Origin of the sequence: Microcoleus sp. A2-C3, from assembly GCF_036706065.1 — a bacterium.
Classification (GTDB): domain Bacteria; phylum Cyanobacteriota; class Cyanobacteriia; order Cyanobacteriales; family Microcoleaceae; genus Microcoleus.
Genome location: NZ_JAUBVX010000029.1, coordinates 33,099 through 58,010 on the forward strand (window position 1 = coordinate 33,099; position 24,912 = coordinate 58,010).

Below are 24,912 nucleotides of genomic sequence, written 5' to 3' on the forward strand. Positions count from 1 at the left end.
TATAACCCAATACGGTTCACTTAAGACAGATCCCGCCTAACCCCCCTTAAAAAAGGGGGGAGAAGAATGCCCTCAAAGTCCCCCTTGCTTTCGGGGGATTTAGGGGGTTCTCCGGGGTATAAATAGTGTTAAGTGAACCGTATTGCGATATAACCCAAATCATGAAATCTTCGTCGAATTCTTTCTGATGAAAGTAGTTCTTCCTCACTGTTACGGAATTGTTCAATTAGTTATCGAAATCCTCTACCTTCAAAACTCCCGTTTCAACAACTCCCGCACTAGCGCAAAAGCCCTCCCCCGCCACTCCATCGGCAGCAGCGACAATCCCAAACCCGCCCACATTTTCGCCTCAGAAACCGACTTTCCAGCCCGCACCATCCGCCGCCCTTTTGCAGTTTCACCAACCTCAATCAGCCGCAAACCTAGCGTTAATTGAGTTTCTGCAATCCTCTTGAGCCTGACTGTTTCCAACTTCTCGGAATCAAACTCGTAGCTGGTCAAATAGCGCAATTTATCGCTTAAATAGGGAATTGCCCGATCGCATCCTTGCTGTCCTGCGTGAAATCGATACTCCATCAACAGCTCCGGCAAGTAATAGCACCTTTTGCCCGCAATTGCCAGCCTCACAAACAAATCGTTATCTTCGCAATTTTGCCAATTCGGCCGCAGAAAGCCGACTGATTCCAGGGCGCGGCGGCGAAACAAAGTCGCGCCTATTTGCAAACTCTGTCTCACAAAAACTGTGGATAGCAAATCTTCAATAATTCCGGCCGACAATTCGGTGCGGCCCCACCGCTGCGAATTGAGTTTTGTCAGGTTTTCGTCAATATTATTGTGAATGTCGATCGCCCAATGGTCGGTACTGACAAAATCAATACTGGGGTTTTTATCCAAAATAGCAGATGTTCGCTCTAGAAATTGCGCGCTCAGACGATCGTCATCGTCAAATTTAATAAAATATTCGCCCCTTGCCGCCGCAAAGCCCGATCGCATATTATTACTTTTCCCGATATGCTGCGGGTGGCGAATGTAGCGAATCGGGCGATGGCGTCCCGCCCCGCAAGCTACGACAAATTCCGACATCAACAGCGGAGTGCTGTCCGTCGAACCGTCATCGCAGACAATTAATTCAAAATCCGTATAAGTTTGATCTAGCACGCTGGCGATCGCACTAGCGAGCAAATGCACTCGATTGCAAGTAGGAATGCAAACGCTAATTTTGGGCACAAACTGAGACCATCTTAGATTTTAGATTGTAGATTGTAGATTGCTAAAAATTAAAGTCTTCCTTCTTCCTTCTTCCTTCTTCTTTATTCCTTCCTTGTTCCTTCGGTCAACTGTCAATTGTCAATTGTCAATTGTCAACTCTTCCTTCTGTCAACTCTTCCTTCTGTCAACTGTCAACTGTCAACTGTCAACTGTTCCTTGTTGACTTCAATTCAAACGAGTCGTACATTCAAGAATTAACTTTTGATTCACCAAAGCAAAAGGTTGAATTTCCAAAGCGCGGCGAAAAGCTCGAATCGCACTTCTGTATTCTCCCAGAGCAGCGTAGCACAAACCCAGACCGTGCAACGCCCCAAAATGCACCGGATTTAGTTGGAGCACGGTTTCGCAGTCATGGATCGACTTTTTATAATTTCCTTGGGTATAGTGAAGTACGGCGCGCCGGTTCCAAGCTTCAGCAAAATCTGGCGCTTCCGCAATCAGTTTCGTCAGCAAATCCAAAGCGTGCCGAACATCACCCGAATCTAGCGAAACTTGCGATCGCCTGAGAACTTGCATCCCATACTCACCCTTCTGGTTAAACCAAGTGCGCCAGAGTTCTGTAGTAGCCCGATCGCGCACGCTTTCATCAGACTTTTTCAAGTCTTCGAGCAGCGCCTTCATAGATAATTCGTCCATAGGTGGGAGGATTGTTAAACAGGTTTTATCAATCAATTTTATCGCGACAGCGGCAACTTTATTTATCCAACATCCCATGCAAATTTTGATGCTTTCCTCGACTTTTCCCTATCCGCCAAGCCGCGGCGGAACTCAGGTAAGGACGTTTAATTTGTTGCAATACTTGAGCCGGCGGCATGATGTAATTCTCGGTACTGTGCGATCGCCCGATGTCACCGATGCACAAATCGACGCATTACGAGGGCAAGTTACAGAATTAGCAGTTTTCGAGACTCCTGGAACAGTTTCAACCGGGATATCTGGAAAAATTCGGCGTTTTAGTCAATTTTTGTTATCCGGGACACCTCCCAACGTATTCTCCAGCTACTCTCAAGCAATGCAGAATTGGGCAGACGATTTAGTCACAGCCGGCAAATGCGAAGCTGTTACCTGCGAACACAGCGTTAACGAAATTTATGTGCGCCCAGAATGGCGACAAAAACTGCTGACAGTCGCAAATATTCACAGTTCGGTTTGGGGAACTTGCAGGGAAATGTTAGCCACCGGGACTTCCCAAAACCCCCTGCGCGATCGACTAAATTTACCCCTACTCGCCCGCTACGAAACACGCTACTGTGCCAAATTCTCCCGTATTGTCGCCACCACATCCACAGACAAACAGCAACTCCTAGAATTGCTGTCGCCACCGAGGCTGCGAGGGAAAGCAGATTTTTTTGAACCCACCATTGATGTCATTCCTAATGGCGTGGATTTGACAGAATTTCCATATCGCGCGATCGATCCGGGAGGACACACCTTAATTTTTGCAGGCGCCATGAACAATTTGCCCAATATAGACGCAGCCAGGTTTCTTAGTTTGCAGATACTCCCAAAGTTGCAGCAGCGCTATCCCGATGCTAGCCTCAGCCTAGTCGGCGCCTCGCCAGTCCCCGAAGTCCTCTCCTTGGGGAAACTTCCGGGAATTCAAGTCGTAGGCCGGGTGCAAAGAGTGGCAGAATATTTGCATCAGGCTGCTGTTTGTGTGGTGCCCATGCGGATTGGTTTTGGGATAAAAAATAAAACTTTGGAGGCGATGGCTGCGGGAACTCCCGTGGTGGCGAGCGATCGAGGTTTGGAAGGTTTAGCCGTCGATGGTCGCACCCCATCACCGATCGAGGCCTTGCGGGCAAACGAAGTTCAGGAGTATGTTGAAGCGATTACCAGTTTGTTTGAAAATCATCAGCTAAGACAGGAGTTGTCTCTGAACGCGCGATCGCGAATTGAAAGCCAATACACCTGGGATATCATAGGTCGGCAGTACGATCGGCTATTCCAATTTTAAACTCTAAATTCTAAAATCTAAATTCTAAAAATTCGACGATGGAACACAAAATAAACTCCTCAAAAAATCGAGCCAAACCCCCAGAAAATTCCAAAATTGCTCCTGCTCCGACCAGACGCCGCCGCCAAAACCGACGCCCCAAAAAACTGCAAGAGTCCCAGCTTCCGATAGCTGGTACCCCAACTCCCGCCAGATATCCCTGGAAAAGATTAATAGCTAATTTGACCGCCCTCAGCGTCTTGTGTGGCTTTTCCGCTTTGATGGGAGGCGGCGCTTGGTTGAGTTACCAGCTAATTGTCGATCCCAACGGTAACAAATTAGTCTCTCAGTTTGTACCCGGATGGTCGCGCCTGCCTACAGGTAGCAGAGATACGATCCAAACTCTCGATCAAATCAAAGCCAGCATCCGCAAATTGGGATTCATCACTGGCGAACCCCTGCCGCTTCCTATTGAGAAATCGGGCGATAATTTTATTTCCGACTTGCTGTTGCCGGTGATGGTGGAAAGGAATGTTAATGCTTCTACTGTTTGCAAAAATCCTTGCCGTCAAATTGTCGAACTTCGCGTGTACAAGCGCGTGCAACTTCCCGATCGCGATTCCGAAAAAGAGCAGTATTTTCAGCTAGCAAGTTCCGTGAATGTAGAAGGCCCTGCGGAATCTTTTGTGATTGCTTCTTTGGATGACTCTACATCTAACAATCAAGCCTCAAATCAGTCGCTACCGCTGACAGAACTGCGCCGCTTTGACGGAAAAGCCCCCGCCGAGGGCATTTGGTTTAATGTCAGCGGTCAACTGGTGCGGGGCGACAAGAAAATTCCCTACGGACAAGTCGTTCGCTACAACCCCAGCCAAAATCATTTAATCTCGCTGTTGGATTGGGCGAGTGTTGCTGGACAACCGCCGAATTGGCAGCAAATTGTTAAGGGGAAAAACCCGCAATTGGCGATCGACCAAACAATTGGTTTAGAGCCGCAATTTACCATTTATCAAATAGGCCCGCGCAAATTTATCCCGAACCCAGTTCAATTAACCGCGATTTCCTTAGAAGAATTTGCCTTCAATGACGAGACTTATAAAAATGGGCTGCGGCTGGCAAAAAGCGGACTTTGGTCTCCGGGATTAAATGTCATGCGTATTGCTAAGGGGAAAGCCGGCCAGAATTGGCCTGCTGCCGCGCAAGCTCAGCTAGAAACGATCGAATTTCACGCTAAAATTACTCGAGCTCAGGCGATCGCATCTTGGGCCAGTCCCAGCCAACAAGTGCTCGCAGAATTGATCGACGGCCGCTGGAGTCAAGCTTTGCAAGTATTTGAAGCCGATCCTAGCAACACTCACGAAATTGCCACAACCCTCAAAAATGAAGGCGGGCGGATCATGAACCGCGTAGACGCCGCCTTGAGAGTCAACGCATCTGACGCCGATGTCAAGGCTTGGGGCGCGCTGATTGTAGCATCTCAAGACGGAACTCGCGAGGCGATGAATTGGCTCGACCAGCAATTAGATACTGACAGCGAAAGTCGAACTCGTATTCGGAATTTGGTCAATAAACTTGAGGAAGCAGTTTCTGTGGCTCAAACTTTAGAAGACCACAAGAGTCAAATTATGGGTTCTGCTACCGTAATTAGCAGTATCAATCCCACTGAGTGGCTGGAACCAGAACCCAAAAACGAGTTAAAATTGACCGAAGAACAAGTTTGGTATCAGGTGCAGGTAGCGAGTTTTTACGACGGAACCCGCTGGGTTAATCCGCCCTTTACAGATGTAGAAGTCCGCTCTTTTCCTGCTACTCAAGTCAAGTGGCTTTGGGGGCGGCTGGGCTTGCAGGCTGACCCCAAGATTAAGATTGAAGTAGCGATGGCTAACGGTCAACAAAGAGTCGCTGTGGGAACCGTCAAAGCCGTGCAGATTCAAGACGGAAATCTACGCTTGCTAGCGGCGGTTGACAAGCGATCTTGACAGTTGACAGTTGACAGTTGACAGTTGACAGTTGAGGGCGACCTCTACCTGGAAGTCCGAGGATTCGAGTAATGAATAGTCTTGTTTTAATTTCTCCCTAGAAGGAAGAGGCTTTAAACCAATTCTTTCTGGTAATCTGGGATCGAGCATTCGGTAGAAGGAACAGTCCGGGATGCACTCTTGACACAAAGAAACCGGGTTTTTTTACCATTTCTGCCGATCGCAACAGAAGTATTTTCGTAAAAAAACCCGGCTTCCTTCCACCCGTGGGTCCAGAACTAGGAATCAGGAAAATGCTTTCTTCTCCCCCTCCCGCAACTCCGAAAGAGGCGCAATCTCAAAACTCTTCCCCTCCCCACTTATCGCTCTTGGACAACAATGCAGACAAAAATTTTGTTAATTAAATTAACACAAGTTGCACACAAAAAACCCAGAGATGTCAAATCGCGCCCTTTTTAGAGAGTGCTGCAATCATCTGCCGTTTCACCGCTTTAGCCCAAAGCTCAAACTCCAAACTGTTGATATCGTTAATTGTCACTTCCTCAACAGGCTGAGTTGGGGCTTCTTTCTGTGCTGTAGTCTCCATTGTTTTTTTCCTCGTCCAAGAATTGTTAGTAGTCGATCGCAAGCAGTCAGCATCATACCTCTATTTTATCTACTAATTACTGCCATTAATTACACTAAAGGCAGAGATTTGATCGATAAAATGCAGTAAATACATCTAGATAATGCAATTTGCGAATTTAATGTAAGAAAACCCTACAACTATTGTTATATATAGGCTTTTCCTGACATTAAAATTTTACAATTTACATTGTATGGCACTATCAAACCAATGCTTATGTTAGTAAACTTATTTTTAAATGAATGTATTGCCATATACAGCAGAAAATGATTTTATTCAATTTACAGAGTACCGTAAAGGCGATCGGCAGCATCTCCCAGTCCGGGTCAAATAAGCCCTATGGAAACACATATCCGACCCCAACAGCCTCCCGACCGGTCTCGCTCGCTGTCTCGCACTTCGGAACAGTCCGCTAACACAGATCCGGAGTTTCGCACCAGAATCTTCCGGAACATGGACCAACAGATATGAATCTTAGAAAGTATCAGCAGAAAACCAGTTTACTAGATAAATTAACTAATCAAAAAAACTGATCTAGGTACTGCAATTGAAAAAAATAGCTTGGATTCAACGGCTTTTTTATCTTTCAAGATGACCGCCGTCATATCCAAGTTAAAAAACATTACCTAAATTCAATTGCATTTCTTTAATCTGCTTAACACACAACTCAACTTATTAAGGAGAACATCCATGAAGTTTATAAAACTCTTGGTAGCGACAGCATTAATGACGGCTTCTATCAGCCCCGCATTTGCTGCTACTCCGTCAGTTCAAATATTAGGTGCCAGCTACGGCGGTAGCGGTTGCCCAGACCGCTCCGCCAGCGTCAGCGTCAGCCCCGACGGTCAAGAACTCACCATCCTATTTGATAAGTTTGCAGCCCAGGGAAATGTCTCAACAGAAAGGCGTAAAAGCTGCAATCTGAGCATTCCCATCAAAGTACCCCAAGGCTTCCAAATTTCTCTCTACGATGCTGATTACCGCGGCTACGTTGCTCCTAGCACCACAGGCAACTTGCGAGCAGAATACTTTTTCGCAGGAAGCCGCGGCCCAGTTTTTAATCGGAATTTAAGCGGAGAAACTAACTACAATGTGCGAGATAGTTTAGTCACTGTAGCTGATGTTTGGTCTCGCTGCGGCGACAGTGTAAATATGCGGGTGAATGCCTCGATGACAGCCAGTGGTGCCGGCGCAGCCACCGTGGACTCTTTCGATTTGGCTCATCGCGGTTTAGTTTATCACATCAAATATCGCACTTGCCGCTAAACACAGAACCAGCAAAAAAACATAACACCTATGACCCGGTTTCGTAAAGGAACCGGGTTTTTTCCTGCGCTAATCACAACGTTCTAATTAAGATCAAGTTATTAGTATTCGTAGAATGCGTCGCCTGAAAAAAATCCCAAAAACTATCGACAATCCGAGCGCGACGCACCTGACAAACAGGGTTGAGGAAACAAACCCAACACTTCTGATGTAGCAAGACTTTTTCAAATTAGGATCAGGTGCGTCGCTGTAAAATTGTAGATTTTTTTAGGGATTTTCCTTCTTCCTTCTTCCTTCCTTCTTCCTTCTTCCTTCCTTCTTCCTTCTTCCTTCTTCCTTCTTCCTTCTTCCTTCTTCTAAAACACAGTACCATCACTTTCAATCTGAATTGGCGGCACTCCACCAGCCCTCAATTCCCCGGCAATTTTTCGCCCAGCCGCCCAAGTTCCCCCTTGCAAAATCTTCACCAGCGGCAATTCTGTCGCACTCAAGTGCAGCTTTTCTCGCATAGCTGCGGCAATTTTATCTAAAAGAATCACAGTTAGCGATCGCCATTCTACTATAATTTCCGAACCAGGCAAATAACTCTGCTCAAAAATAACCACATCTTTTGCCCGCAGCAGCCCAATATCCAAACATAAACCGCCGTTGCGGTACTCCGGCAATCCCGTTAACTCATCCAATCCGGCGACGACTAAACCAAGTTCTTGCAGCGGTTCCAACAGCGAATAAGTCAACCACTGCGAGAGTTTGTGAAACGGCACAAATTCATCTGCCAGATTTTCTCCTTGTAATGCCGGATGTCGCCAAACATCGCCTAAATTAACACCAGCAATGGCATATCTTCCCGGCCAAATTTCCCCAAAACCTGTCAAAACAGCCCTCAATACTTCAACAGCCTTCACAGTTTTGACTCCATCAACCAGACTGTCAAGCAAATATTGTGCCAAATTGCCGGGACGCGGATTGTCGCTACCAAACAATAATGGATGCTGGCAAATTGCACTCCCCAAACGCTGCAACAATTCTAATCTGCCTGTTAAACCAATTAGCGGATTGTCTCGACTTACCTGAAATCCGGCTGCTAAGGTTTCTAGTTTTAATTGAGAAAGTCCGCGAGAATCAGCAGAAAAAGGAAAATCGGGATTGCTGGAAAAAATACCTTGACAAAACATCCGAAAAGTGGCTATTGCTAATCCTTCAGAACGGCGGTAAACCTGTCCTGTTTCGGCTTCGCAATACTGCCAATCGGCACCGGCGCCGGCATCGAGCAAAACGCTGATAATTGCTAAATCAAATTTGATCTTAGCTTGTTCTATGAGTGTAAATTGTGCTAACGCTGTATTTAATTCGGCGAGGCGCGGTTGGTTGCCGGCTTCAAAATGCCGCCAGCGACTGTGAAAGGGAATGTTGAAATCGGGATACTGTTGGCGCGTTGTGTCGATTACATAATTTGCTGCTTTGTCGAGTTGGGATAAATCGACGCGGAAGTAGCGCAGTTTATTTTCGGAGGCTAAATTAAAAAGCCGATCGCACTTTTGGCGAATCGCAGCCGGCGTTCTCAGATATTCTACAGCCTCAAGTTCAATATTGTGCAACTTCATACAACCAAACACCGGTAAACATCATTTTCCTTAAAAAAGTCAAACTGACTGTAATCTAAAAGATTATCTAAAATCACATTTCTATCAATTTTGATCAGCTTATATTCCCACTTCGAGCCACTGACTTCACGTTTTATTTGATCGGAAACTATCACCGAATTCTTTTCTGTACCCGGAGATACTATTTTACTTAAATCTTCCAGCCTGTCGGCGATGTTAATATCTTTGCCGTAAGTACAAGAGCGAAATATATACAAATTTCCTTTAGCAATTCCCACCGACAAGCCGCAAGGTATTTGATTGCCGTGAATAAACAGTTTCCAATTTTCGCACAAACTTTCCATTGCCGCTAAGGCTGCGTGAGCTTCTGGGAAAGTCAACAAATGCGAATCGCCAACAATACTCCGAATTGTGCCACCGTATTCTTCGCAAATGGTTTTTTCAAAAGTATCGAAGTTGGTGATCAAATATTCAACGTCTCTAATAGAATTAGATTCTTGATAAGCAATAAAACCTCTCAAATCAGCTTTAATTATTGCTTGATTTTCAACAATTCGCGTTTTATAACTTTGGTCAACTTTGTAAACCTTTTCAGGTTCGCTCATCCCTTTCAAAGAAAACTCATTGACAAAAGATGTTTGCACTTCTGCTTTGTTGAGCGCCAGCCATGCTGCTTGGGACAAATATATTTCATCCGGCGGAGTTACTGATTCTATGCGCGCTGTTAAATTCACCGTATCGCCAAAAATATCTTTATCTTGATGCAAGACATCTCCCAATGTAATCGACACGCGAATAGCCAATCGTTCGTCGTTGGATTTGCTAGATTGTTGCGATCTCAATTCTTGCTGCATTTCTATGGCTGCCATCGCCGCTGCTGTGACGCTGGGAAAAATCATCCAAAAGGAATCACCTTCCCCTTTGATCAGGCTGCCTTCATTTCTGGTGCTAATCTCTGAAATAAAATTTTTATGCTCATTTAACAAACTACTTAATTCCGACTGAACTAATTTTTTAACTCTGGCGGTATATCCGCAAATATCTGTTTTTACGATCACAGTAGAACGCAAATTAGCCATAACCTACCCTGACTGATCAAAAACCAGCAATAAATTTTATTTGGCAAAGACGCGATCGATCGCGTCTTTGCCCTCTCAATCTCCTAAATCGCGTCCGATCGCTTCTGCAAGAATTGTAGCATCTGGCACGGGGTCTGGCGTGTAGTAGCCAGCGGCTTTTTTGGCGACGATTTCGACTTGTGCGTCTGCGGGAATCCAATCTTCGGGAATGGGGATGCGATCGACTACTTGAATGCCAGAATTGATAATTGCATTGTATTTGAGATCGCTCATAGAAACTAAACTGTCAATTCGAGAGATACCCAACCAGTGCAAAACATCTGGCATGAGTTCTTGAAACCGCATATCTTGAACTCCGGCGACACATTCAGTGCGAGTAAAATAGGCATCAGCGCGATCGCCACCTGCCTGCCGTTTTCTGGCATTGTACACTAAAAACTTAGTTACTTCGCCCAAAGCTCTGCCTTCCTTGCGGAAATAAACAACTACCCCAGAACCGCCAGATTGTGCCGTTTGGATGCAAATTTCAATCCCGTGTACCAAATAAGGACGGCAAGTGCAGATATCCGAACTAAACACGTCAGAACCGTTGCATTCATCATGTACCCGTACCGCCAACTGCTTCTGTGGGTCAGAAATATTCGCGACATCGCCAATAATATAAACCGTAGTTCCGCCAATTGGGGGCAATAAAACGTGCAAATCCAGTCGCGTCACCAAATCCGAGAACATACCGCCTGTTTGCTCGAACAAGACACGGCGGAGAACACTTTCTTCAACACCGATCCGCCTCGCAATTCCTGGCAAATACCACACCGGATCGATCGCAATTTTAGTTACTGCTAAATTACCGCCTGCTTTGACTATTTTGCCATCAATTTGCACCCGCCCCTTAGCGATGGCATCTTGTAATTCCGGCATATTCATGTGAGCTTTAGTGACAGCAATTGTCGGTCGAATATCGTATCCCTGCTGAGAAAATGAAGTATAAATTTCGCTAACCAAAGCCCCAAACGGATCGAGAGAAACAATCAAATTGCGATCGCCCCAACTCGGATGTGGCCCAATGTTTGCGGCTGGAGATGTGTTGGTAAAATCGGGGCGGTGATCTGCTTGGAGTGCGCCGGAAGCAACTGCTAGCGCTCGATAAACAGAGTAGGAACCCGAATGAGTGCCGATCGCATTTCGGTGAGACGATTTGCTAAGACTACCAATCACAGGCCCCCGTTTCAGGGGATCGATTTCTCCCCAATAAATGGGAATTGGTTTTGTGTCGGAACTGTCGGAATGGGATGTTAAAACTATATGCTTGGGTTTTGACACAGTTTTTGGGCTCTTGCTATGGATGCTGCTGTTAGTTGAAAGTGAAATTGCAATTTGAAGCAGTGATTTATGATAGCAACAGGATTCAGGATCTGGAAGTATTCAGCATAGCAAAACTGGTGGCGCTGACTGGCGCGTTTTTCTCAACAATCTAAAAATTTTGCATTTGTGGTTCAGGGCTGGGGCTGCATTGCTAATATAAAAGCTAAATATTTAACCTTAATTTATATGGCAATCTTATTTGATTTGTCAATAATATTTTTTAAAATAACCGCAGAGGACTCAGAACGAGAAAAGAGGGAAACAGGGAAAGAGATATGTTCACAATTCCTGCAAGGGGGTGCTATAGTTATAACTGGTAGCGCTGAATTTTTAAGAAAATACTAACTCACAAATTTAATGTTGCCAAGTACATCTAATTATTTCCTCAAAAATGGTCGCGTACCCGCGTCTATTCTAGAGATGAAATCGATCGCCCCTAACGCTATTACTGTCCCAACTAGACAAGCTGAGAACGGTTTTTGTGCGGTGGATGTGGAAATTGCAGCGGGTACGATCGCCCAAATCATCCCCACAGGTACGCAACCTTTATCCCAACTTCTAGATATCCCAGTTGTAGACTTGCAAGGTGGTTTAGTTTTCCCGTGTTTTGTAGATATGCACACGCATTTGGACAAAGGACACATTTGGGAACGATCGCCCAATCCCGATGGAACTTTTGGCGGTGCGCTCGAAGCAGTGGGGGCTGACGCTCAAAAAAACTGGAATGCAGAGGATGTTTACCAGCGGATGCAGTTCGGGCTCAAGTGCAGCTACGCCCACGGAACCAAGGCGATCCGCACTCACATCGACAGCGCCGGGGAACAGGCAACGGTTAGTTTAGCAGTATTTGCAGCATTGCAGGACGAATGGCGCGATCGGCTAATTTTGCAAGCAGTTTCCCTAGTTTCCCTCGACTATTACCTGACACCCGCCGGCGAAAAATTAGCAGACAAAATTGCTCAAATCGGCGGCATCCTCGGCGGAGTCGCCTACATGAACCCGGATTTAGGCAAACAACTCGATCGCGTTTTTAGCTTAGCGCGAGAACGCGGTTTAAACCTCGACTTCCACACCGACGAAACCGACGATCCAGAATCAGTAACATTGCGGGAAGTCGCAAAAACCGCCATCCGCCATAAATTTAGCGGTCAAATTATCTGCGGGCACTGCTGTAGTTTAGCCGTACAACCGCCGGATTTAGTAACAGAAATAATCGCATTAGTCAAGGAAGCAAATATTGGCATTGTCAGCTTACCGATGTGCAACCTTTATTTGCAAGACAGAGAATCTGGGCGTACACCGCGCTGGCGGGGAGTGACGCTGCTGCACGAACTCAAAGCAGCAGGAATTCCCGTCACAGTTGCTAGCGATAATTGTCGCGATCCGTTTTACGGATTTGGCGACCACGATGTTTTAGAAGTGTTTAATATGTCAGTCCGCATTGCCCATTTAGACAGGCCTTGGGAAGATTGGCCGCGCACAGTCACAACAACACCAGCAGATTTAATGGGATTGCCGAATGTAGGACGAATAGGAGTTGGTTTACCAGCAGATTTGATTTTGTTTAAGGCGCGGAATTTCAGCGAATTGTTATCTAGGTCGCAGCGCGATCGCACAGTTTTGCGGCAGGGTAGAGAAATTGATACAACTTTGCCCGATTACCGCGAACTAGATGATTTGTTGCAAGGAAGAAGACTCGGCGGTTGAAACCGCGTCTATACAAACAAAACCCGCCTCCGCGGGTTGAAGAAAACTCTGCGGTTAAAATTATTTTATCTTCTTCATTTTTGTAGACGCGGTTTCAACCGTACGTCCTCGTTTTTGTAGACGCGGTTTCAACCGTCGTCTCATCTTGTCAACTGACAAAGAATTTGATATAAATATAAACGCTGATGCGATCGAGGATGTTTTAAGTGAAAGCAGTTATTTTATTGTCGGGAGGGCTAGATTCCTCAACAGTTTTATATCAAGCCAAAGCCGATGGCTGCGAATGTTACGCGATTTCCTTTGACTACCAACAAAGACATCGGCGGGAGTTGGAATCAGCACGGGCGATCGCACTTTCAGCGGATATTAAGGCGCATCAGGTGATAAACTTTGACTTGACGCTGTGGGGCGGTTCGGCTTTGACGGATAATGAGATGGAATTGCCGATCGATCGCAACCTGGCAGAAATGTCGCAAAACATCCCCATTACCTACGTTCCAGCTAGAAATACGATTTTTCTTAGTTTTGCCCTCGCCTACGCCGAAACCCTAGGAGCTCAGAGGATTTACATCGGTGTCAACGCTTTAGATTATTCCGGCTATCCCGACTGTCGTCTCGATTACATCCAAGCAATGCAGGAAGTATTTCGGTTGGGAACCAAGCAGGGAAGGGAAGGAGAAGCTATTAAGATTGTCACACCTTTGCTCGAACTTAAAAAAACCGAAATTATTGAATTGGGTAACAAGTTGGGAGTGCCTTGGGAGCAAACTTGGTCTTGCTATGCAGGCGGCGAAACTGCGTGCGGTGTTTGCGATTCTTGTCGGCTGCGGCTGGCGGCTTTTGAAGAATTGGGGTTGCAAGATCCGGTGACTTACGGTTAAACATGACTTGCGCGCGACGGCCCAGAAACCGGGTTTTTTCGCGTCTACTTCGCTGCCGCTGAATTTACGCCCCAAAGGCCCGACGTTAGATGATTTAGTACGCAGCGACTTCGAGCGAGTAGATTATGTAAGCATTAACTAAAAGATGCTTAACTAGAAAATCTCGCGCCTCCTCTCAACCCGCCATTCGATCGCCCTTTCGCCACAACTTCCCCGCCCGCAGCTAGAATTTCACCCAAAATATCGCCAGCCGCCCCATCCAGCAACTGAATTTGAATTTGATCCAAGCGCGGCCCGATCGCCGAAACCACCGTAAGTTCCGCATTGTCGCCGCGCCAAACTTCCCCAACAGCCGGCATTCTTTGCAACTGATAGCTCAAAAAACCTCCGATTGTCTGATATTCGTCAGCTATCGGCAAATCCAAATTCAATATTTGATTCACATCATCTACATTTAACTGCGCTTGTACCAAAAAAGTGCGATCGTCCAATACTTGCACAGCAATTTCTTTACTGTCGGGCGAGTGGTAAGTGCGGCCGATAATTTCCGCTATCAAATCCCTCAGCGTCACTAACCCGGAAATGCCGCCAAATTCATCAACTACGATCGCAATTTCTTCCGACGAACTCTGCATCAAAGGTAGCAATTCCCCCAGCAGCATCATCTCCGGCACAAACCTCACCGCAACCATCCAAGTTACAATTTCTGTGTCGGGAGATAGCAAACCTTCAGCTAGAGGTTTTGCAAGTTGTTTGAAACCAATAATGCCAATAATATCGTCTAAAGAATCTCCCGTCACGGGATAGAGGGAATGGTTGGAAATTGCCATTTCGTCGAGCAAAGTTTGAAAGGTAGCCGTCTTCGGAAGTGCGATAATGTTCGGCCTGGGCACCATCACTTCTTCTACCCAAACTTCGCCAAATTCAAACACGTTATTGAGCAATTCTCGCTCTTCTGCTTCCAAGCCGCTTGATTCGCTGGAAGTAGCTATAATTAATTGCAGTTCTTCGGGAGTAACCGGCCGGTGTTTGAGGTCGTATTCGATTCCCGCAAACCGCAAGAGCGATCGCGTGGATTGATTGAGAAATGACACAAAGGGATTGAACAAACGAGAAATTAATAAACTCGGAGGCCCTAAACTTCTGGCTAGCTGTTCGGAATAAAGTAACGCTACAGATTTGGGAAACAGTTCGCCGAGTACGATTTGCAGGTAAGCTAGCAGGAAAAAAGTTACTATTGATATTCCCAAAGAATGGGCGAGGGCCGACTTGATGTAAAGTGGCAGCGGCAAACTGGCGATCGACATTCGGACTAGCACGGCGATCGTATCTTCCCCAATCCAGCCGAGAGCTAAACTAGAAAGAGTGATTCCCAACTGCATTGTTGAGAGCAATCGCTCGATACTTTTTTGCAAAGATTGAACAGTTAGAGCTGCAATGTCGCCAGCCTCTACTAACTGATTGATGCGCGATCGGCGTACCGTCACCATCGAAAACTCAGCCGCCACAAAAAAAGCATTGATTGCAATCAGCAGCAGCACTGACAGCAACCGCGACAGCACCTCTGTCGGAGTCATCGCGGGTAAATCAGCTATCTCCTGCACTCTCGTCCCTAAAAGTGACACAATGCTCCCTAGAACAACTTTCTCGATCGAACCTGAGAATCGGTCTGGAGGTTTTGCTCCTGATTGTCTTACTTCGCCACTGGAATGCCAGATATTTGCAACTGGAGTTTTTGACCTGGATAATCTGTCAGCGTCAGCGAAACTTCCTTAGCATTTTCCAGCAAAGCGGTGGGAATACTCACCGTACCGTAATACACCTGCCCGTTGGGGGGCAGTTCCGCCGGCAAATCCTCGGCAGTCGCCGAAAGGGCCCGCCCTTGATTGTCAGTGACGTTCAAGAAACTGTAGAGAAACCTCACAGCTTGGGAACCTTCGTTTTTCATGCTCACGTCTAGCAGCATGGAGTTGCTGCGCTGACTGGTGGCGCTTACTTCCAGAGTTACTCCCCCATCGCGACTGTTGAGCGGAAACTTGGCGCTGGCATTTGTCGCGCCCGGTTTTTTGGCTGTGGCTGATTTAGAGCTTGCCTTGTCTGCTTTAGTATTTGCTCCGACCGTTTTTTTGTCAGGATCGCGACCTTCTATCCGCGCTTTGACGGTTTTGAGAATGTCTGTTTCTTTCAAAATGCTCACTTGCTCTTTGCTAGCGGCAGTTCTCTGCTTGCCAGTGCCAGCATTGTTGCTGGGGCGAACATCGGGTTGAGTCGTTCCTTTCAAGGCTTCGCGACCTGTAGTAAATCCCAAAACAGAACTCGTCACACCTGCTCCAAACATCAGAGTGAGCAGAATTAGAGTCAGCACTACTGTTGAATTCACTGCCATTGCCTATAATTTTATGCCGAGGGAATAGAAACTGCTTTGTCCGGTCGAGCCCGATAGCGCAGGTGCGTTCCAGGCGATCGGGACTAAACAGATCTAAAGATTTTGATTTTTGTTCTCTAGTTCTAGCACGGACTGGGAAATTATGTTATAATTGATTTTCAGTTGGATCGAACAAATCGATTTAACGGCAGTTGGCCGAGCGGTTTAGGCAGCGAACTCATAATTCGCCCCAGGCAGGTTCAACTCCTGCACTGCCGATTTTCAATAAATTAGGACGCTCCGCGCGTGGGGCCAAAACCCGGTTTCTTCTCTGATACCAGTTCTGGCTCCCGTGGGGCTAAGCTTTTGCTCATATCGATTGTGTATGGCTATTGAGGGGGAGAGTGGGAGAAGGGGAGAGGGGGAGAGGAATTGACGATTTTTGATTGTCATCAAAATCTACAATTTAAATGCACAAGAGCTTAGAAACCGGGTTTCTACGAAAAATTTGTGACGAGTCACGAAAAATATAGGAAGAAACCCGGTTTCTGAGGCTAGGGGGCGATCGCGATCTCCTGAGATGGATCGCGATCTCTTAAGCTCGCACGCTCACTCCCAAAATTATGATTCCGATCGTTGGTCAACATATCAACCCTTAATCAATTCCACTCCGTAGCGCCCATCGTACTCTTGAACGTAAACCTTAACTTGTTCTTCCTTTGCAGTCGGCAACTTTTTACCCGTAAAATCCGGCTGAATCGGTACTTCTCGGTGGCCGCGATCGACTAATACCGCCAACCAAATTTTCTCCGGCCGCCCGTAATCGTTTACCGCATTCAAAGCCGCTCGAATTGTTCTACCTTTATATATAACGTCATCTACCAACACCACCGTTTTGCCAGTCAAATCGAAAGGAATTTCTGTTTTAGCCGGTGTTCGCATCGCAACTCGATCCAAGTCATCTCGGTAAAACGTAATATCCAAAGCGCCCACCGGTACTTTGACTTGTTCGAGGACTTCAATTTGAGCTGCCAACATTTGAGCTAGCGGCACTCCTCTAGTATGAATTCCCAACAGCACTAACTCCGAGGGAGCCCCTGATTTTTCGACAATCTGGGAAGCGACGCGGGTGAGAGTTCGCCTCACTTCATCCGGGGATAAAATTTTGATAATTTTAGTCATTGCTTGCTGGGAGCTAATGGTTGGCTGTTGGCGAATCGAAGAATTTGAGATTTGGGATTTGAGATTTGAGATTGACTCGACAAATTAATCTGAGGGTTGGAACAATTTTAGATGTGAGACTTCGGCGTGAGTGCGAGCGTCGAACGATTTTAGATTTTAGATTGACTTGATAGATGAATCTGGGGGTGGGAACTACTAACGTCAAAACTTTTTGGGATCTGGCAGACTCCTGTCGGAGGGCTGTATCTGTCTGCGGGTGAGGTCAGCAGTTAGCGGCTCAAACATAATAAGGTATAAAAAAGCAATGATAGTCCCAACCAAATCAGAAAGCAATACCGAGTTAACTTTAATGCTCGGTCAATTTGCTGCGGTGCGATCGCCCGAATCGGCTCTCCTAGCAGCGGTTTGTGTTTGATCACTCCGCGATAGGAATTTGTACCTCCTAGTTGTACTCCCAAGATGGCGGCGTAGACGCACTCACTCCAACCGGAATTGGGACTGGCATCTTTAACTGCATCTCTCTGACAAATCTGCCAAATGTACATCGGTTTGCCAGATATCAAGGCTAAAGTAATCACTGTTAGTCGGCAAGGAATCCATGTCAACACGTCATCTAGTTTGGCGCTAAACCATCCTAAATCAGTGTATGGCGCTTCTTTGTAGCCGACGGTAGAATCTAATGTGCTGGCTGCTTTGTAGGCGATCGCACAGGGGACGATCGCCATCGCCCACATCGAGTTAGGAGCGATCGGCAAATTGGTAACAGTTAATAATAGATGCGGCAGAGCGAACCCAACTAGGGCATAAAATAGCGGTGCTGTCACGCCATCAACGGCATTCTCTGTTACAGTTTCTAACAATGCTCGCAGAATTTCTGGCTCGGATAAGTTTTCAGTATCCCGGCCGACGTAAAGGCTCAACCGTTCTCGCGCTTTGACTAAATCTCCAATATTTAAAGGTGCGAGCACGTCTTGGGCCGCCGCCCTTAAACTCCTACCGGCAAAACAGCTAGCCAGCAAAATGGTCTGTAGGGCAATGCCTAAAATAGGATGCACCCAACTAGCAGCTTGGACGATCGACCAACTGACAGTATAACTGCCTAGAATCAACCCGATCGCTAGTATTGTACCAGCACATCGTAGCAGCAGTTTGTGCCGATCGCCGGCCGGACGATCGCCCGCAGGAGCCATTTTGTCTGCGGGATTATTCCATATACTAAAGACAATTCGAGTATAGCGGTCGATCGCCCAACCCATCGCCTGCACGGGATGCGGCCAACCCCAAGGATCGCCGATCGCATAATCTAATACCGCAGCTAAAATCAAAACAGCAAATTGATCGAGCACCATTATATATTGTGCCAAACTTGATAGTCCGTCCGAGTATGAGCGATCGTGTTTCTAGCACAGCTTTTAACTGTGGCTACCATTGTGGACTTGGATTTTTGATCCCTGATTTTAACTGCTGAGATTACTTTAGTCGCCCAGCAAGTGTACGTTCTGCTCCCAATCAACACCGTCAAAGGGTAGAATCTGAAATTTGGAAACGGCATCTGAGTCAAGACAGCGGACGTTGACATCGAATTGATCGGGATGCGATCGGGGGCGATAGAACGAGTGAATACCACAAATTCGGCAGAAAGTATGTTTGGCAATTCCTGTATTAAACGTATAAGTTGTCAAAACATCTTCGCCACACATTAATGTAAAACGTTCCGGCGGCACAATTAGGTGCAAAAATCCCTTCTTTTTACAGATAGAGCAGTTGCAGTCTGATGCTTCGTGTTTGTCAACCGTGACTGTAAAGCGGACAGCACCGCAATGACAGCCACCGGAGTAGGTAACAAGTGTTTCGTCCATGTGTGCAAGCTGGCGATCGAATAAATGAACTTACCATCTAAATGATAAAGCTAGTTTCTTCCCCAAGAGCCGCTTGCCAACTGCGGACATCATAGTATAAGTCTTCGAGGGAAATACTGTATAGCGCTTCGGCCAGTTTTTTGTGCAATCGGTTCCACAAACTGAATGTTACCCAGTCCTCTGCTTGAGTCGCGTCAGGAGAATGTCGAGGTAAAGGTTCAATAGTTTCCCCTACAGCCTCTAAGATTTGTCCTAAAGAGATTTGAGCGGGTTCGCGGGCCAATTGATATCCTCCCTGGGAACCCCGAACTGATTGGACTAAACCGGCTCGTCGCATTTCAATCAGCAATTTTTCTAGATATGGAGCCGGTAACTCCTGTCGGTTCGCGATCGATTTCACCGATGTCGGGCCGAACCGAGGTTGCAAACTTAGATCCAGTAATGCTTTGACACTGTAGTGTCCGCGTGTGGTTAACTTCATGGGATTTTCAGATGGGGGCAAATATTCAGCTAGCTGATAGCTGATAGCTTATGCTAGCGAGTTTAGAGATTGCTCGCTTGCCTTGCAGCTACTCCTCAAGAAAGACTGCACGTTGTTAAAAATATTTAGACAATAGTGGTTAACAATTGAGCCGATCGGTGTAATATGGTTTTACGACCAGCTATAAAGCTAAAGTTTCTTGGTCAAACCAAAAACCAACCGAGAAAAAATCCGTACACCAGTTGAATATTTCAGGACTCAGTAAATGGCTAAAAAGAAAAATATCGAACCCCTTGAAGGCGAAGGTCTGATCAAAAAGGTCAAAGACCTAGAGAACCTTACCAAGGAAGAAAAAGCTAGAGCCTGTGGCTACTACACCATTACCAAAAATGGCGTAGAACGGGTGAACATGATGAAATTCCTGAATGCGCTGATTGATGCAGAAGGCATTCAGCTTGACGGGAAGCAAAATGGTAATGGACGTGGCGGACGCTCAGCTAGCTATCGGATTAGCGTTCAATCTAACGGCAACTTACTGATTGGAGCCGCCTACACCAAGCAGATGGAACTTCAGCCGGGAGATGAATTTGAAATCTCTCTGGGACGCAAGCACATTCACCTGCGCCAAATCGATCGCGAAGAAGTATCCTAGGCTTTTACGACTTGCTTTGACTTCTTGCTTGAACTGGTTGGTTTGACTTCAAGCATTGAATGCAGGCAGAGAGTTGGCTCTGAAATTTTTCAGTGCGCCTAAAACAGTATGGCTTCTATAGATGGCAATGGCTCGACAAAAGCCACTGCCACTACTTTATATTTTCCGAGAATACCTATTCTCGCCCCTCGCTATATCCGTTTGGACAAGCGGGGATTTTCCGTGTAACTGTTGAGTTGACAGTTGGCAGTTGACAGTTGACAGTTGCTCGAACGAAGAGGGAAGAAGGAAGAGGTTCGAGGGAAGTTCGGCAACGGATTTTATAACGGATTTAACGGATGTCACGGATGAGGTTCGGCAGCGGATTTTATAACGGATTTAACGGATGTCACGGGTGAGGTTTGAGGCAATAAGCAGGTTTGGTTGAGGTGAGAAACTGCACTTCGCCAAGAAAATGGCGGACGTATTCTCAAAATCTAAAATCTAAAATCTAAAATCTAAAATCGAGTGACTGGAAGTAAACAAGCTCGATCGCCCTACGTGAAATTAGAGGCCGAAACAGTTACAGTGTTAGGGAGCAGTTAGTCGCCAGCCTATGCCGTTGTCCCGATTCGCGAGCAAAACTTCCCAACAGCCCACAAAAATACCCCTACGCTGCGTTCTAGTAGGCTCTTTTGTGGTGCAAATCGTCGCAGCAGTGGGGATTGTCGGATATCTGTCCTTTCGCAACGGAGAAAGAGCAGTCGAAGAGCTCGCCGAAAAATTGATCGCCCAGACGGGGAAGAGAGTTGAAGAACAACTGACTGGTTTTCTGGAAAATACTCACTGGGTAAATCAACTCAACGCTGAAGCGATCGATCGCGCGGAATTAAACTTAAAGTTAGAACAGCCCCAGCTTCGGGGAGAGAAGTTCCTCTGGCAGCAAATGCGATCGTTTAAAAGCATTCAGTGGATGTCCCTGGGTTCTGAAAAAACAGGAGAATATCTCGGTATTTGGCGCAACCCGATCGACAACAGTTTGCAAATTGTCGCCGCTAACAAGTCTACCAACTCTCATAACATCTACTACGCGACCGACAACAGAGGCACTCGCACCGCCAAATTAAACACAGAAGCGGGAACCTACGATGCCCGCCGGCACCCCTGGTACAAAGAAGCTGTTGCAGCTAATAAACCGATTTGGACGAGCATTTATCAGGGTTTGACTCCGGGGACTCTGTTTATGGCGGCGAGTCAACCGATTCGCGATCGCAATGGTAAATTACTGGGAGTTAGTGCGGTAGATTTTTCGATCTTGGAAATTCAGCAATATCTCGATCGCCTGAAGTTTAGCAAAACTGGAGAAATTTTTGCGATCGAACGATCGGGCTTACTGGTTGCCAGTTCGAGTCAAGAATCATCCTTTAGAAAGATGTTGGGAAAGCAACAACCCCAGCGGCTGAATGTTTTAGACAGCAAAACTCCTGTCATTCGCACCACAGCTAAGTATTTGTACGAACACTTCGGAGGCTTTGGTGAGATTAACCAGCAGCAGCAACTGAAATTTAGCCGAGACGGGCAGGAATATTTTGTGGAAGTGCTGCCGTTTTCTGATAGTTACGGTTTGAACTGGCTGATTGCGATCGTAGTTCCCGAATCCGATTTCATGGGGCAAGTTAACAGAAATACCCGCACTACAATTTTACTTTCTGCGGTGGCGCTCCTGCTATCGACAATTGCCGGAGTTCTGACAGCTAGGTGGGTAACGCTGCCGTTGCTGCGGCTCAACGAAGCAGCTAAAGATATCGCCCAAGGAGAATTTGATCGCACTGTTGCTGTCAGTAGGCTGGATGAAGTGGGCGCATTAGCCCAGTCTTTCAACGAAATGGCAACTCAACTGAAAAAGTCTTTTCAAGCTTTGGCCGAAAGCGAAGCAAAATTTGCCAAGCTGTTAGAAAGTTTGCCCGTTGGGGTGACAGCCCTGACTCCGACTGGTAGCACTGTTTTTATGAATTCGGTGGGAGGAGAGATCACCGGCAAAGGGGCGATGCCCAATACAACCGCAGCAGAACTCTCAGCAACTTATCAGCTTTATGTAGCAGGAACCGATCGACTTTATCCGATGGAAGACTCCCCGTTTGCACGAGCGGTGAGGGGTGAAGAAACGCTGGTTGAAGATATGGAAATTCGCCCGGATGGGAAAAATATTCGCTTGCAAGTGCGATCGATGCCGGTGTTTGACGCTGAGGGCAATCTTGTTTACGTGATTATTGTTTTTCAAGATATCACCGATCGCAAACAGGCAGAGCAAATATTGGCTGACTACAACCGCACCCTGGAAATTGAAGTAGCCTCGCGCACGATCGAGTTAGCCGAAATCAATGCCCGCTTGGAGATCGAAATTGATGAGCGCCACCATGCTACAAAAATTATCCGCAAAGAGCGGGACTTTAACTTCAAGATTATTGAAAATTCTCCGATGTTTTTTGTGGCGATCGACTGTGAGGGTAGAATCCTGCGGGCGAATGACTGTATGCTGCAAGCTGTGGGCTATACTGCCGCAGAAATTATCGGCAAAGATTACTTAGCTATATTTGTACCGGAGGGCGATCGAGCCGGATTGCACTCGATTTTTAAGGGTGTCAAAGCCAGCCCGCAAACGGTTAACGAACACCAACTTATCACCAAGTGCGATTCCCTAGGAGATAGCAGCACCGCGCGTACTTTGTTGGTGGAGTGGCACGGTACGCCCGTTTTGGATGAAAATGGCAATTTTGACTTTCTTTTTGGATTTGGGATTGATATTGGCGATCGCAAACAAGCACAAATAGCCTTGCAAAAAAGCGAAGCTCTATTTCACAAATTAGCAATCACTGTTCCCGGAGAACTTTACATATTCGTGCAGCATCCCGACGGCTCAGTTAAGATGGAATACATCAGTCCGATGTGCCGAGAAATTCAAGAATTAGAGCCGGAGGAAATCAAGAACAACTCTGCTTTACTCTACGAACAAATGCACCCGGACGATCGCCCCAACCACTTCGAGGCCATTGTCAGAAGTGCCACAAATCTCGAACCATTTGTCCACGAGTGGCGGATTGTCACAGCATCGGGAAAACTCAAATGGCTGCAAGCTCACTCTCGGCCGGAATTGCGCGAAAATGGAGATATCGTCTGGCACGGCATAATACTCGATATTAGCGATCGCAAACAAGTAGAACAACAACTCAAAGAAGCCGCATTAGCAGCAGAAGCTGGAAACAAAACTAAAAGCATCTTTCTCGCCAACATGAGCCACGAATTGCGAACCCCTCTCAACGCCATTCTCGGCTTCGCTCAATTAATGGAACCCAGCACTAATTTAACTTTGCCGGAAAAAGAAAATATCAAAATTATTCGCCGCAGCGGAGAACACCTGCTTCAACTGATCGATAGAGTTTTAGACTTATCTAAAATTGAAGCAGGGCGCATGACAATCTACCCCAAATGCTTTGATTTGTACCGCTTGCTGGGCGACTTGCAAAATATGTTCCAAATTCCGGCACTAAATAAAAAAATCAAATTAATTATTGACTGCTCCTCGGATGTCCCTCAATACGTAGAAACCGATGATATTAAGTTGCGGGAAGTGCTGATCAATCTCTTAGACAATGCAGTTAAATTCACCCAAAATGGCTCAGTATCAGTCACCGTCGGAACGAACAAAGAAGGAACAACAAAACCTGTCAAAGAAGAATTTGTTAATTCATCTAAAAACTTCCAAAAAGTTTTTATTTGGTTTGAAATTGCCGATACAGGAGTTGGCATCGCCCCGGAAGAATTAGATAGTATATTTGAATTATTCATGCAAAGTTCATCGGGTAAAACACTTCAAAAAGGTATGGGTTTAGGATTAAGTATCAGCCGCGAGTTCATAAAATTAATGGGCGGCGAAATTACCGCCGAAAGCGAAGTAGGACGGGGTACAGTCTTGAAATTTGACATTCCAGCCGTTACAGCAATCGCCCCCGTTGAAGTCAATAATTTTTCAGAGAGTTCAACCATCATCAAACAAGAAATATTGGATAGTTATGAAATATTTACGCTTAACTCAAAACCGCAAGTTTCCCCAGAATGGACGAGCAAACTTCTACAAGCAGTCCGTGAGGCTGACTTCGATTTGATTGCTACAACAATTGAGGAAATTCGCAGCGAAAATGAGCTTTTTGCCAAAGTTTTGATGAATCATTTAGATAACTTTGATTATCAAGAAATCCTCGATTTAATTGCAAAAATTGAACTGTAGGGTGGGCAATGCGAACCTTATATCATTCTCAAAAAGTATTGCTAAAAACATTTTTGATGCTGGTTTTCTCAACCATCATGCAATATCAAGGTTCGTAGTGCGGCCGATCGTCCGCTCTTAATTTGCGGACTGTCGTCCGCCCTACAAACCATTTTTGTTATAGTAATCGACAAAACATGATATAAGACAATACGGTTCACTTAAGACGATCTAGGCGGTAAAAAATTATGAAAAATAAATACTCTTGTTTGCTTCGTTCCTCTCTTCGGACAATCTTAAGTGAACCGTAGTGTTTCGGATTGAGAGGAAAAGTCTTGAGATGGCATACGTCCTCGCTCAGTTGATTAAAAGACTATTATAATTATCATTGTTGATTTGTAGCTAATAATTTAAGGTTT

General features: G+C 46.1%; 21 protein-coding genes and 1 tRNA gene. 9 read left to right on the forward strand and 13 right to left on the reverse strand.

Features of this window, described 5'->3' with window-relative positions:
- Positions 1–249 precede the first annotated feature (249 nt).
- Positions 250–1,227, reverse strand: a complete 978-nt coding sequence (locus tag QUB66_RS17105; protein ID WP_332968932.1) for a glycosyltransferase family 2 protein — start codon at positions 1,225–1,227, stop codon at positions 250–252.
- A 207-nt stretch (positions 1,228–1,434) separates the two neighbouring features.
- Entirely contained in the window at positions 1,435–1,905 is a 471-nt protein-coding gene (locus QUB66_RS17110) for a tetratricopeptide repeat protein (RefSeq protein WP_332968933.1), read from the reverse strand.
- Between the two features lie 76 nt (positions 1,906–1,981).
- Here QUB66_RS17110 and QUB66_RS17115 point away from each other — a divergent pair, with 76 nt between their 5' ends.
- Positions 1,982–3,226 carry a glycosyltransferase family 4 protein gene (locus QUB66_RS17115; protein WP_332968934.1) on the forward strand — a complete coding sequence of 415 codons (1,245 nt, stop codon included), beginning with the start codon at positions 1,982–1,984 and terminating at the stop codon, positions 3,224–3,226.
- Positions 3,227–3,264: 38 nt separating this feature from the next.
- Positions 3,265–5,184, forward strand: coding sequence for a hypothetical protein (locus QUB66_RS17120; RefSeq protein ID WP_265240026.1), 1,920 nt, complete (start codon positions 3,265–3,267; stop codon positions 5,182–5,184).
- Between the two features lie 439 nt (positions 5,185–5,623).
- Here QUB66_RS17120 and QUB66_RS17125 read toward each other — a convergent pair whose 3' ends face one another.
- A complete protein-coding gene (locus QUB66_RS17125) occupies positions 5,624–5,770 on the reverse strand; it encodes a hypothetical protein (protein ID WP_265240027.1) in 147 nt (48 codons plus the stop codon).
- 729 nt (positions 5,771–6,499) lie between these two features.
- Between QUB66_RS17125 and QUB66_RS17130 the strand changes: the two genes are divergently transcribed.
- Complete coding sequence (locus tag QUB66_RS17130; RefSeq protein ID WP_265240028.1) at positions 6,500–7,075, forward strand: DUF4360 domain-containing protein; 576 nt, start codon at positions 6,500–6,502, stop codon at positions 7,073–7,075.
- Between the two features lie 235 nt (positions 7,076–7,310).
- On the opposite strand, the gene QUB66_RS17135 is transcribed toward QUB66_RS17130, so the two are convergent.
- From QUB66_RS17135 to QUB66_RS17150, 4 genes are all read right to left on the reverse strand, one after another.
- A complete protein-coding gene (locus tag QUB66_RS17135; RefSeq protein WP_265240029.1) occupies positions 7,311–7,448 on the reverse strand; it encodes a hypothetical protein in 138 nt (45 codons plus the stop codon).
- Positions 7,432–8,679 carry a URC4/urg3 family protein gene (locus tag QUB66_RS17140; protein WP_332968935.1) on the reverse strand — a complete coding sequence of 416 codons (1,248 nt, stop codon included), beginning with the start codon at positions 8,677–8,679 and terminating at the stop codon, positions 7,432–7,434. Before QUB66_RS17140 ends, QUB66_RS17135 begins: the two co-directional genes overlap by 17 nt.
- Positions 8,676–9,758, reverse strand: coding sequence for an adenylate/guanylate cyclase domain-containing protein (locus QUB66_RS17145; RefSeq protein ID WP_332968936.1), 1,083 nt, complete (start codon positions 9,756–9,758; stop codon positions 8,676–8,678). Before QUB66_RS17145 ends, QUB66_RS17140 begins: the two co-directional genes overlap by 4 nt.
- Before the next feature lie 75 nt (positions 9,759–9,833).
- Positions 9,834–11,081: a GTP cyclohydrolase II gene (locus QUB66_RS17150; RefSeq protein WP_332968938.1), complete on the reverse strand. Its 1,248-nt coding sequence runs from the start codon at positions 11,079–11,081 to the stop codon at positions 9,834–9,836.
- Positions 11,082–11,480: 399 nt separating this feature from the next.
- Between QUB66_RS17150 and QUB66_RS17155 the strand changes: the two genes are divergently transcribed.
- Positions 11,481–12,830: a cytosine deaminase gene (locus tag QUB66_RS17155; RefSeq protein WP_332968940.1), complete on the forward strand. Its 1,350-nt coding sequence runs from the start codon at positions 11,481–11,483 to the stop codon at positions 12,828–12,830.
- A gap of 206 nt (positions 12,831–13,036) precedes the next feature.
- Complete coding sequence (gene queC, locus QUB66_RS17160) at positions 13,037–13,711, forward strand: 7-cyano-7-deazaguanine synthase QueC (RefSeq protein ID WP_332968942.1); 675 nt, start codon at positions 13,037–13,039, stop codon at positions 13,709–13,711.
- 149 nt (positions 13,712–13,860) lie between these two features.
- On the opposite strand, the gene QUB66_RS17165 is transcribed toward queC, so the two are convergent.
- Positions 13,861–15,336 carry a hemolysin family protein gene (locus QUB66_RS17165; protein WP_332971255.1) on the reverse strand — a complete coding sequence of 492 codons (1,476 nt, stop codon included), beginning with the start codon at positions 15,334–15,336 and terminating at the stop codon, positions 13,861–13,863.
- A gap of 68 nt (positions 15,337–15,404) precedes the next feature.
- Positions 15,405–16,097: a hypothetical protein gene (locus tag QUB66_RS17170; RefSeq protein WP_332968944.1), complete on the reverse strand. Its 693-nt coding sequence runs from the start codon at positions 16,095–16,097 to the stop codon at positions 15,405–15,407.
- 185 nt (positions 16,098–16,282) lie between these two features.
- On the opposite strand from QUB66_RS17170, the gene QUB66_RS17175 reads away from it, so the two are divergent.
- Positions 16,283–16,355 (forward strand) — tRNA-Ile (locus tag QUB66_RS17175).
- 369 nt (positions 16,356–16,724) lie between these two features.
- On the opposite strand, the gene pyrR is transcribed toward QUB66_RS17175, so the two are convergent.
- From pyrR to QUB66_RS17195, 4 genes are all read right to left on the reverse strand, one after another.
- The gene (pyrR, locus tag QUB66_RS17180) at positions 16,725–17,258 is read right to left on the reverse strand and encodes a bifunctional pyr operon transcriptional regulator/uracil phosphoribosyltransferase PyrR (RefSeq protein WP_265240037.1); all 534 of its coding nucleotides are present in this window, start codon (positions 17,256–17,258) and stop codon (positions 16,725–16,727) included.
- Positions 17,259–17,527: 269 nt separating this feature from the next.
- Complete coding sequence (cbiB, locus tag QUB66_RS17185; RefSeq protein ID WP_265240038.1) at positions 17,528–18,607, reverse strand: adenosylcobinamide-phosphate synthase CbiB; 1,080 nt, start codon at positions 18,605–18,607, stop codon at positions 17,528–17,530.
- A gap of 126 nt (positions 18,608–18,733) precedes the next feature.
- Positions 18,734–19,117 carry a GFA family protein gene (locus QUB66_RS17190; protein WP_265240039.1) on the reverse strand — a complete coding sequence of 128 codons (384 nt, stop codon included), beginning with the start codon at positions 19,115–19,117 and terminating at the stop codon, positions 18,734–18,736.
- 37 nt (positions 19,118–19,154) lie between these two features.
- A complete protein-coding gene (locus QUB66_RS17195) occupies positions 19,155–19,598 on the reverse strand; it encodes an Rrf2 family transcriptional regulator (RefSeq protein ID WP_265240040.1) in 444 nt (147 codons plus the stop codon).
- Between the two features lie 265 nt (positions 19,599–19,863).
- On the opposite strand from QUB66_RS17195, the gene QUB66_RS17200 reads away from it, so the two are divergent.
- The 3 genes from QUB66_RS17200 to QUB66_RS17210 all read left to right on the forward strand — a co-directional run bounded on the left by QUB66_RS17200 (position 19,864) and on the right by QUB66_RS17210 (position 24,514).
- Positions 19,864–20,250 (forward strand): AbrB family transcriptional regulator, encoded by a 387-nt coding sequence (locus QUB66_RS17200; RefSeq protein ID WP_106150812.1) that lies wholly within the window; start codon positions 19,864–19,866, stop codon positions 20,248–20,250.
- Between the two features lie 250 nt (positions 20,251–20,500).
- A complete protein-coding gene (locus QUB66_RS17205) occupies positions 20,501–20,623 on the forward strand; it encodes a hypothetical protein (RefSeq protein WP_332968947.1) in 123 nt (40 codons plus the stop codon).
- Between the two features lie 222 nt (positions 20,624–20,845).
- The gene (locus QUB66_RS17210; RefSeq protein WP_332968949.1) at positions 20,846–24,514 is read left to right on the forward strand and encodes a PAS domain S-box protein; all 3,669 of its coding nucleotides are present in this window, start codon (positions 20,846–20,848) and stop codon (positions 24,512–24,514) included.
- Positions 24,515–24,912: the final 398 nt, after the last annotated feature.

What these genes read in the sequence shown, in the direction of transcription:
- QUB66_RS17110 (WP_332968933.1), bottom strand. Translation starts at nt 1,905, where the DNA reads ATGGACGAATTATCTATGAAGGCGCTGCTCGAAGACTTGAAAAAGTCT.
- QUB66_RS17115 (WP_332968934.1), top strand. Translation starts at nt 1,982, where the DNA reads ATGCAAATTTTGATGCTTTCCTCGACTTTTCCCTATCCGCCAAGCCGC.
- QUB66_RS17120 (WP_265240026.1), top strand. Translation starts at nt 3,265, where the DNA reads ATGGAACACAAAATAAACTCCTCAAAAAATCGAGCCAAACCCCCAGAA.
- QUB66_RS17125 (WP_265240027.1), bottom strand. Translation starts at nt 5,770, where the DNA reads ATGGAGACTACAGCACAGAAAGAAGCCCCAACTCAGCCTGTTGAGGAA.
- QUB66_RS17130 (WP_265240028.1), top strand. Translation starts at nt 6,500, where the DNA reads ATGAAGTTTATAAAACTCTTGGTAGCGACAGCATTAATGACGGCTTCT.
- QUB66_RS17135 (WP_265240029.1), bottom strand. Translation starts at nt 7,448, where the DNA reads ATGGTACTGTGTTTTAGAAGAAGGAAGAAGGAAGAAGGAAGAAGGAAG.
- QUB66_RS17140 (WP_332968935.1), bottom strand. Translation starts at nt 8,679, where the DNA reads ATGAAGTTGCACAATATTGAACTTGAGGCTGTAGAATATCTGAGAACG.
- QUB66_RS17145 (WP_332968936.1), bottom strand. Translation starts at nt 9,758, where the DNA reads ATGGCTAATTTGCGTTCTACTGTGATCGTAAAAACAGATATTTGCGGA.
- QUB66_RS17155 (WP_332968940.1), top strand. Translation starts at nt 11,481, where the DNA reads ATGTTGCCAAGTACATCTAATTATTTCCTCAAAAATGGTCGCGTACCC.
- QUB66_RS17170 (WP_332968944.1), bottom strand. Translation starts at nt 16,097, where the DNA reads ATGGCAGTGAATTCAACAGTAGTGCTGACTCTAATTCTGCTCACTCTG.
- pyrR (WP_265240037.1), bottom strand. Translation starts at nt 17,258, where the DNA reads ATGACTAAAATTATCAAAATTTTATCCCCGGATGAAGTGAGGCGAACT.
- cbiB (WP_265240038.1), bottom strand. Translation starts at nt 18,607, where the DNA reads ATGGTGCTCGATCAATTTGCTGTTTTGATTTTAGCTGCGGTATTAGAT.
- QUB66_RS17190 (WP_265240039.1), bottom strand. Translation starts at nt 19,117, where the DNA reads ATGGACGAAACACTTGTTACCTACTCCGGTGGCTGTCATTGCGGTGCT.
- QUB66_RS17195 (WP_265240040.1), bottom strand. Translation starts at nt 19,598, where the DNA reads ATGAAGTTAACCACACGCGGACACTACAGTGTCAAAGCATTACTGGAT.
- QUB66_RS17200 (WP_106150812.1), top strand. Translation starts at nt 19,864, where the DNA reads ATGGCTAAAAAGAAAAATATCGAACCCCTTGAAGGCGAAGGTCTGATC.
- QUB66_RS17210 (WP_332968949.1), top strand. Translation starts at nt 20,846, where the DNA reads ATGCCGTTGTCCCGATTCGCGAGCAAAACTTCCCAACAGCCCACAAAA.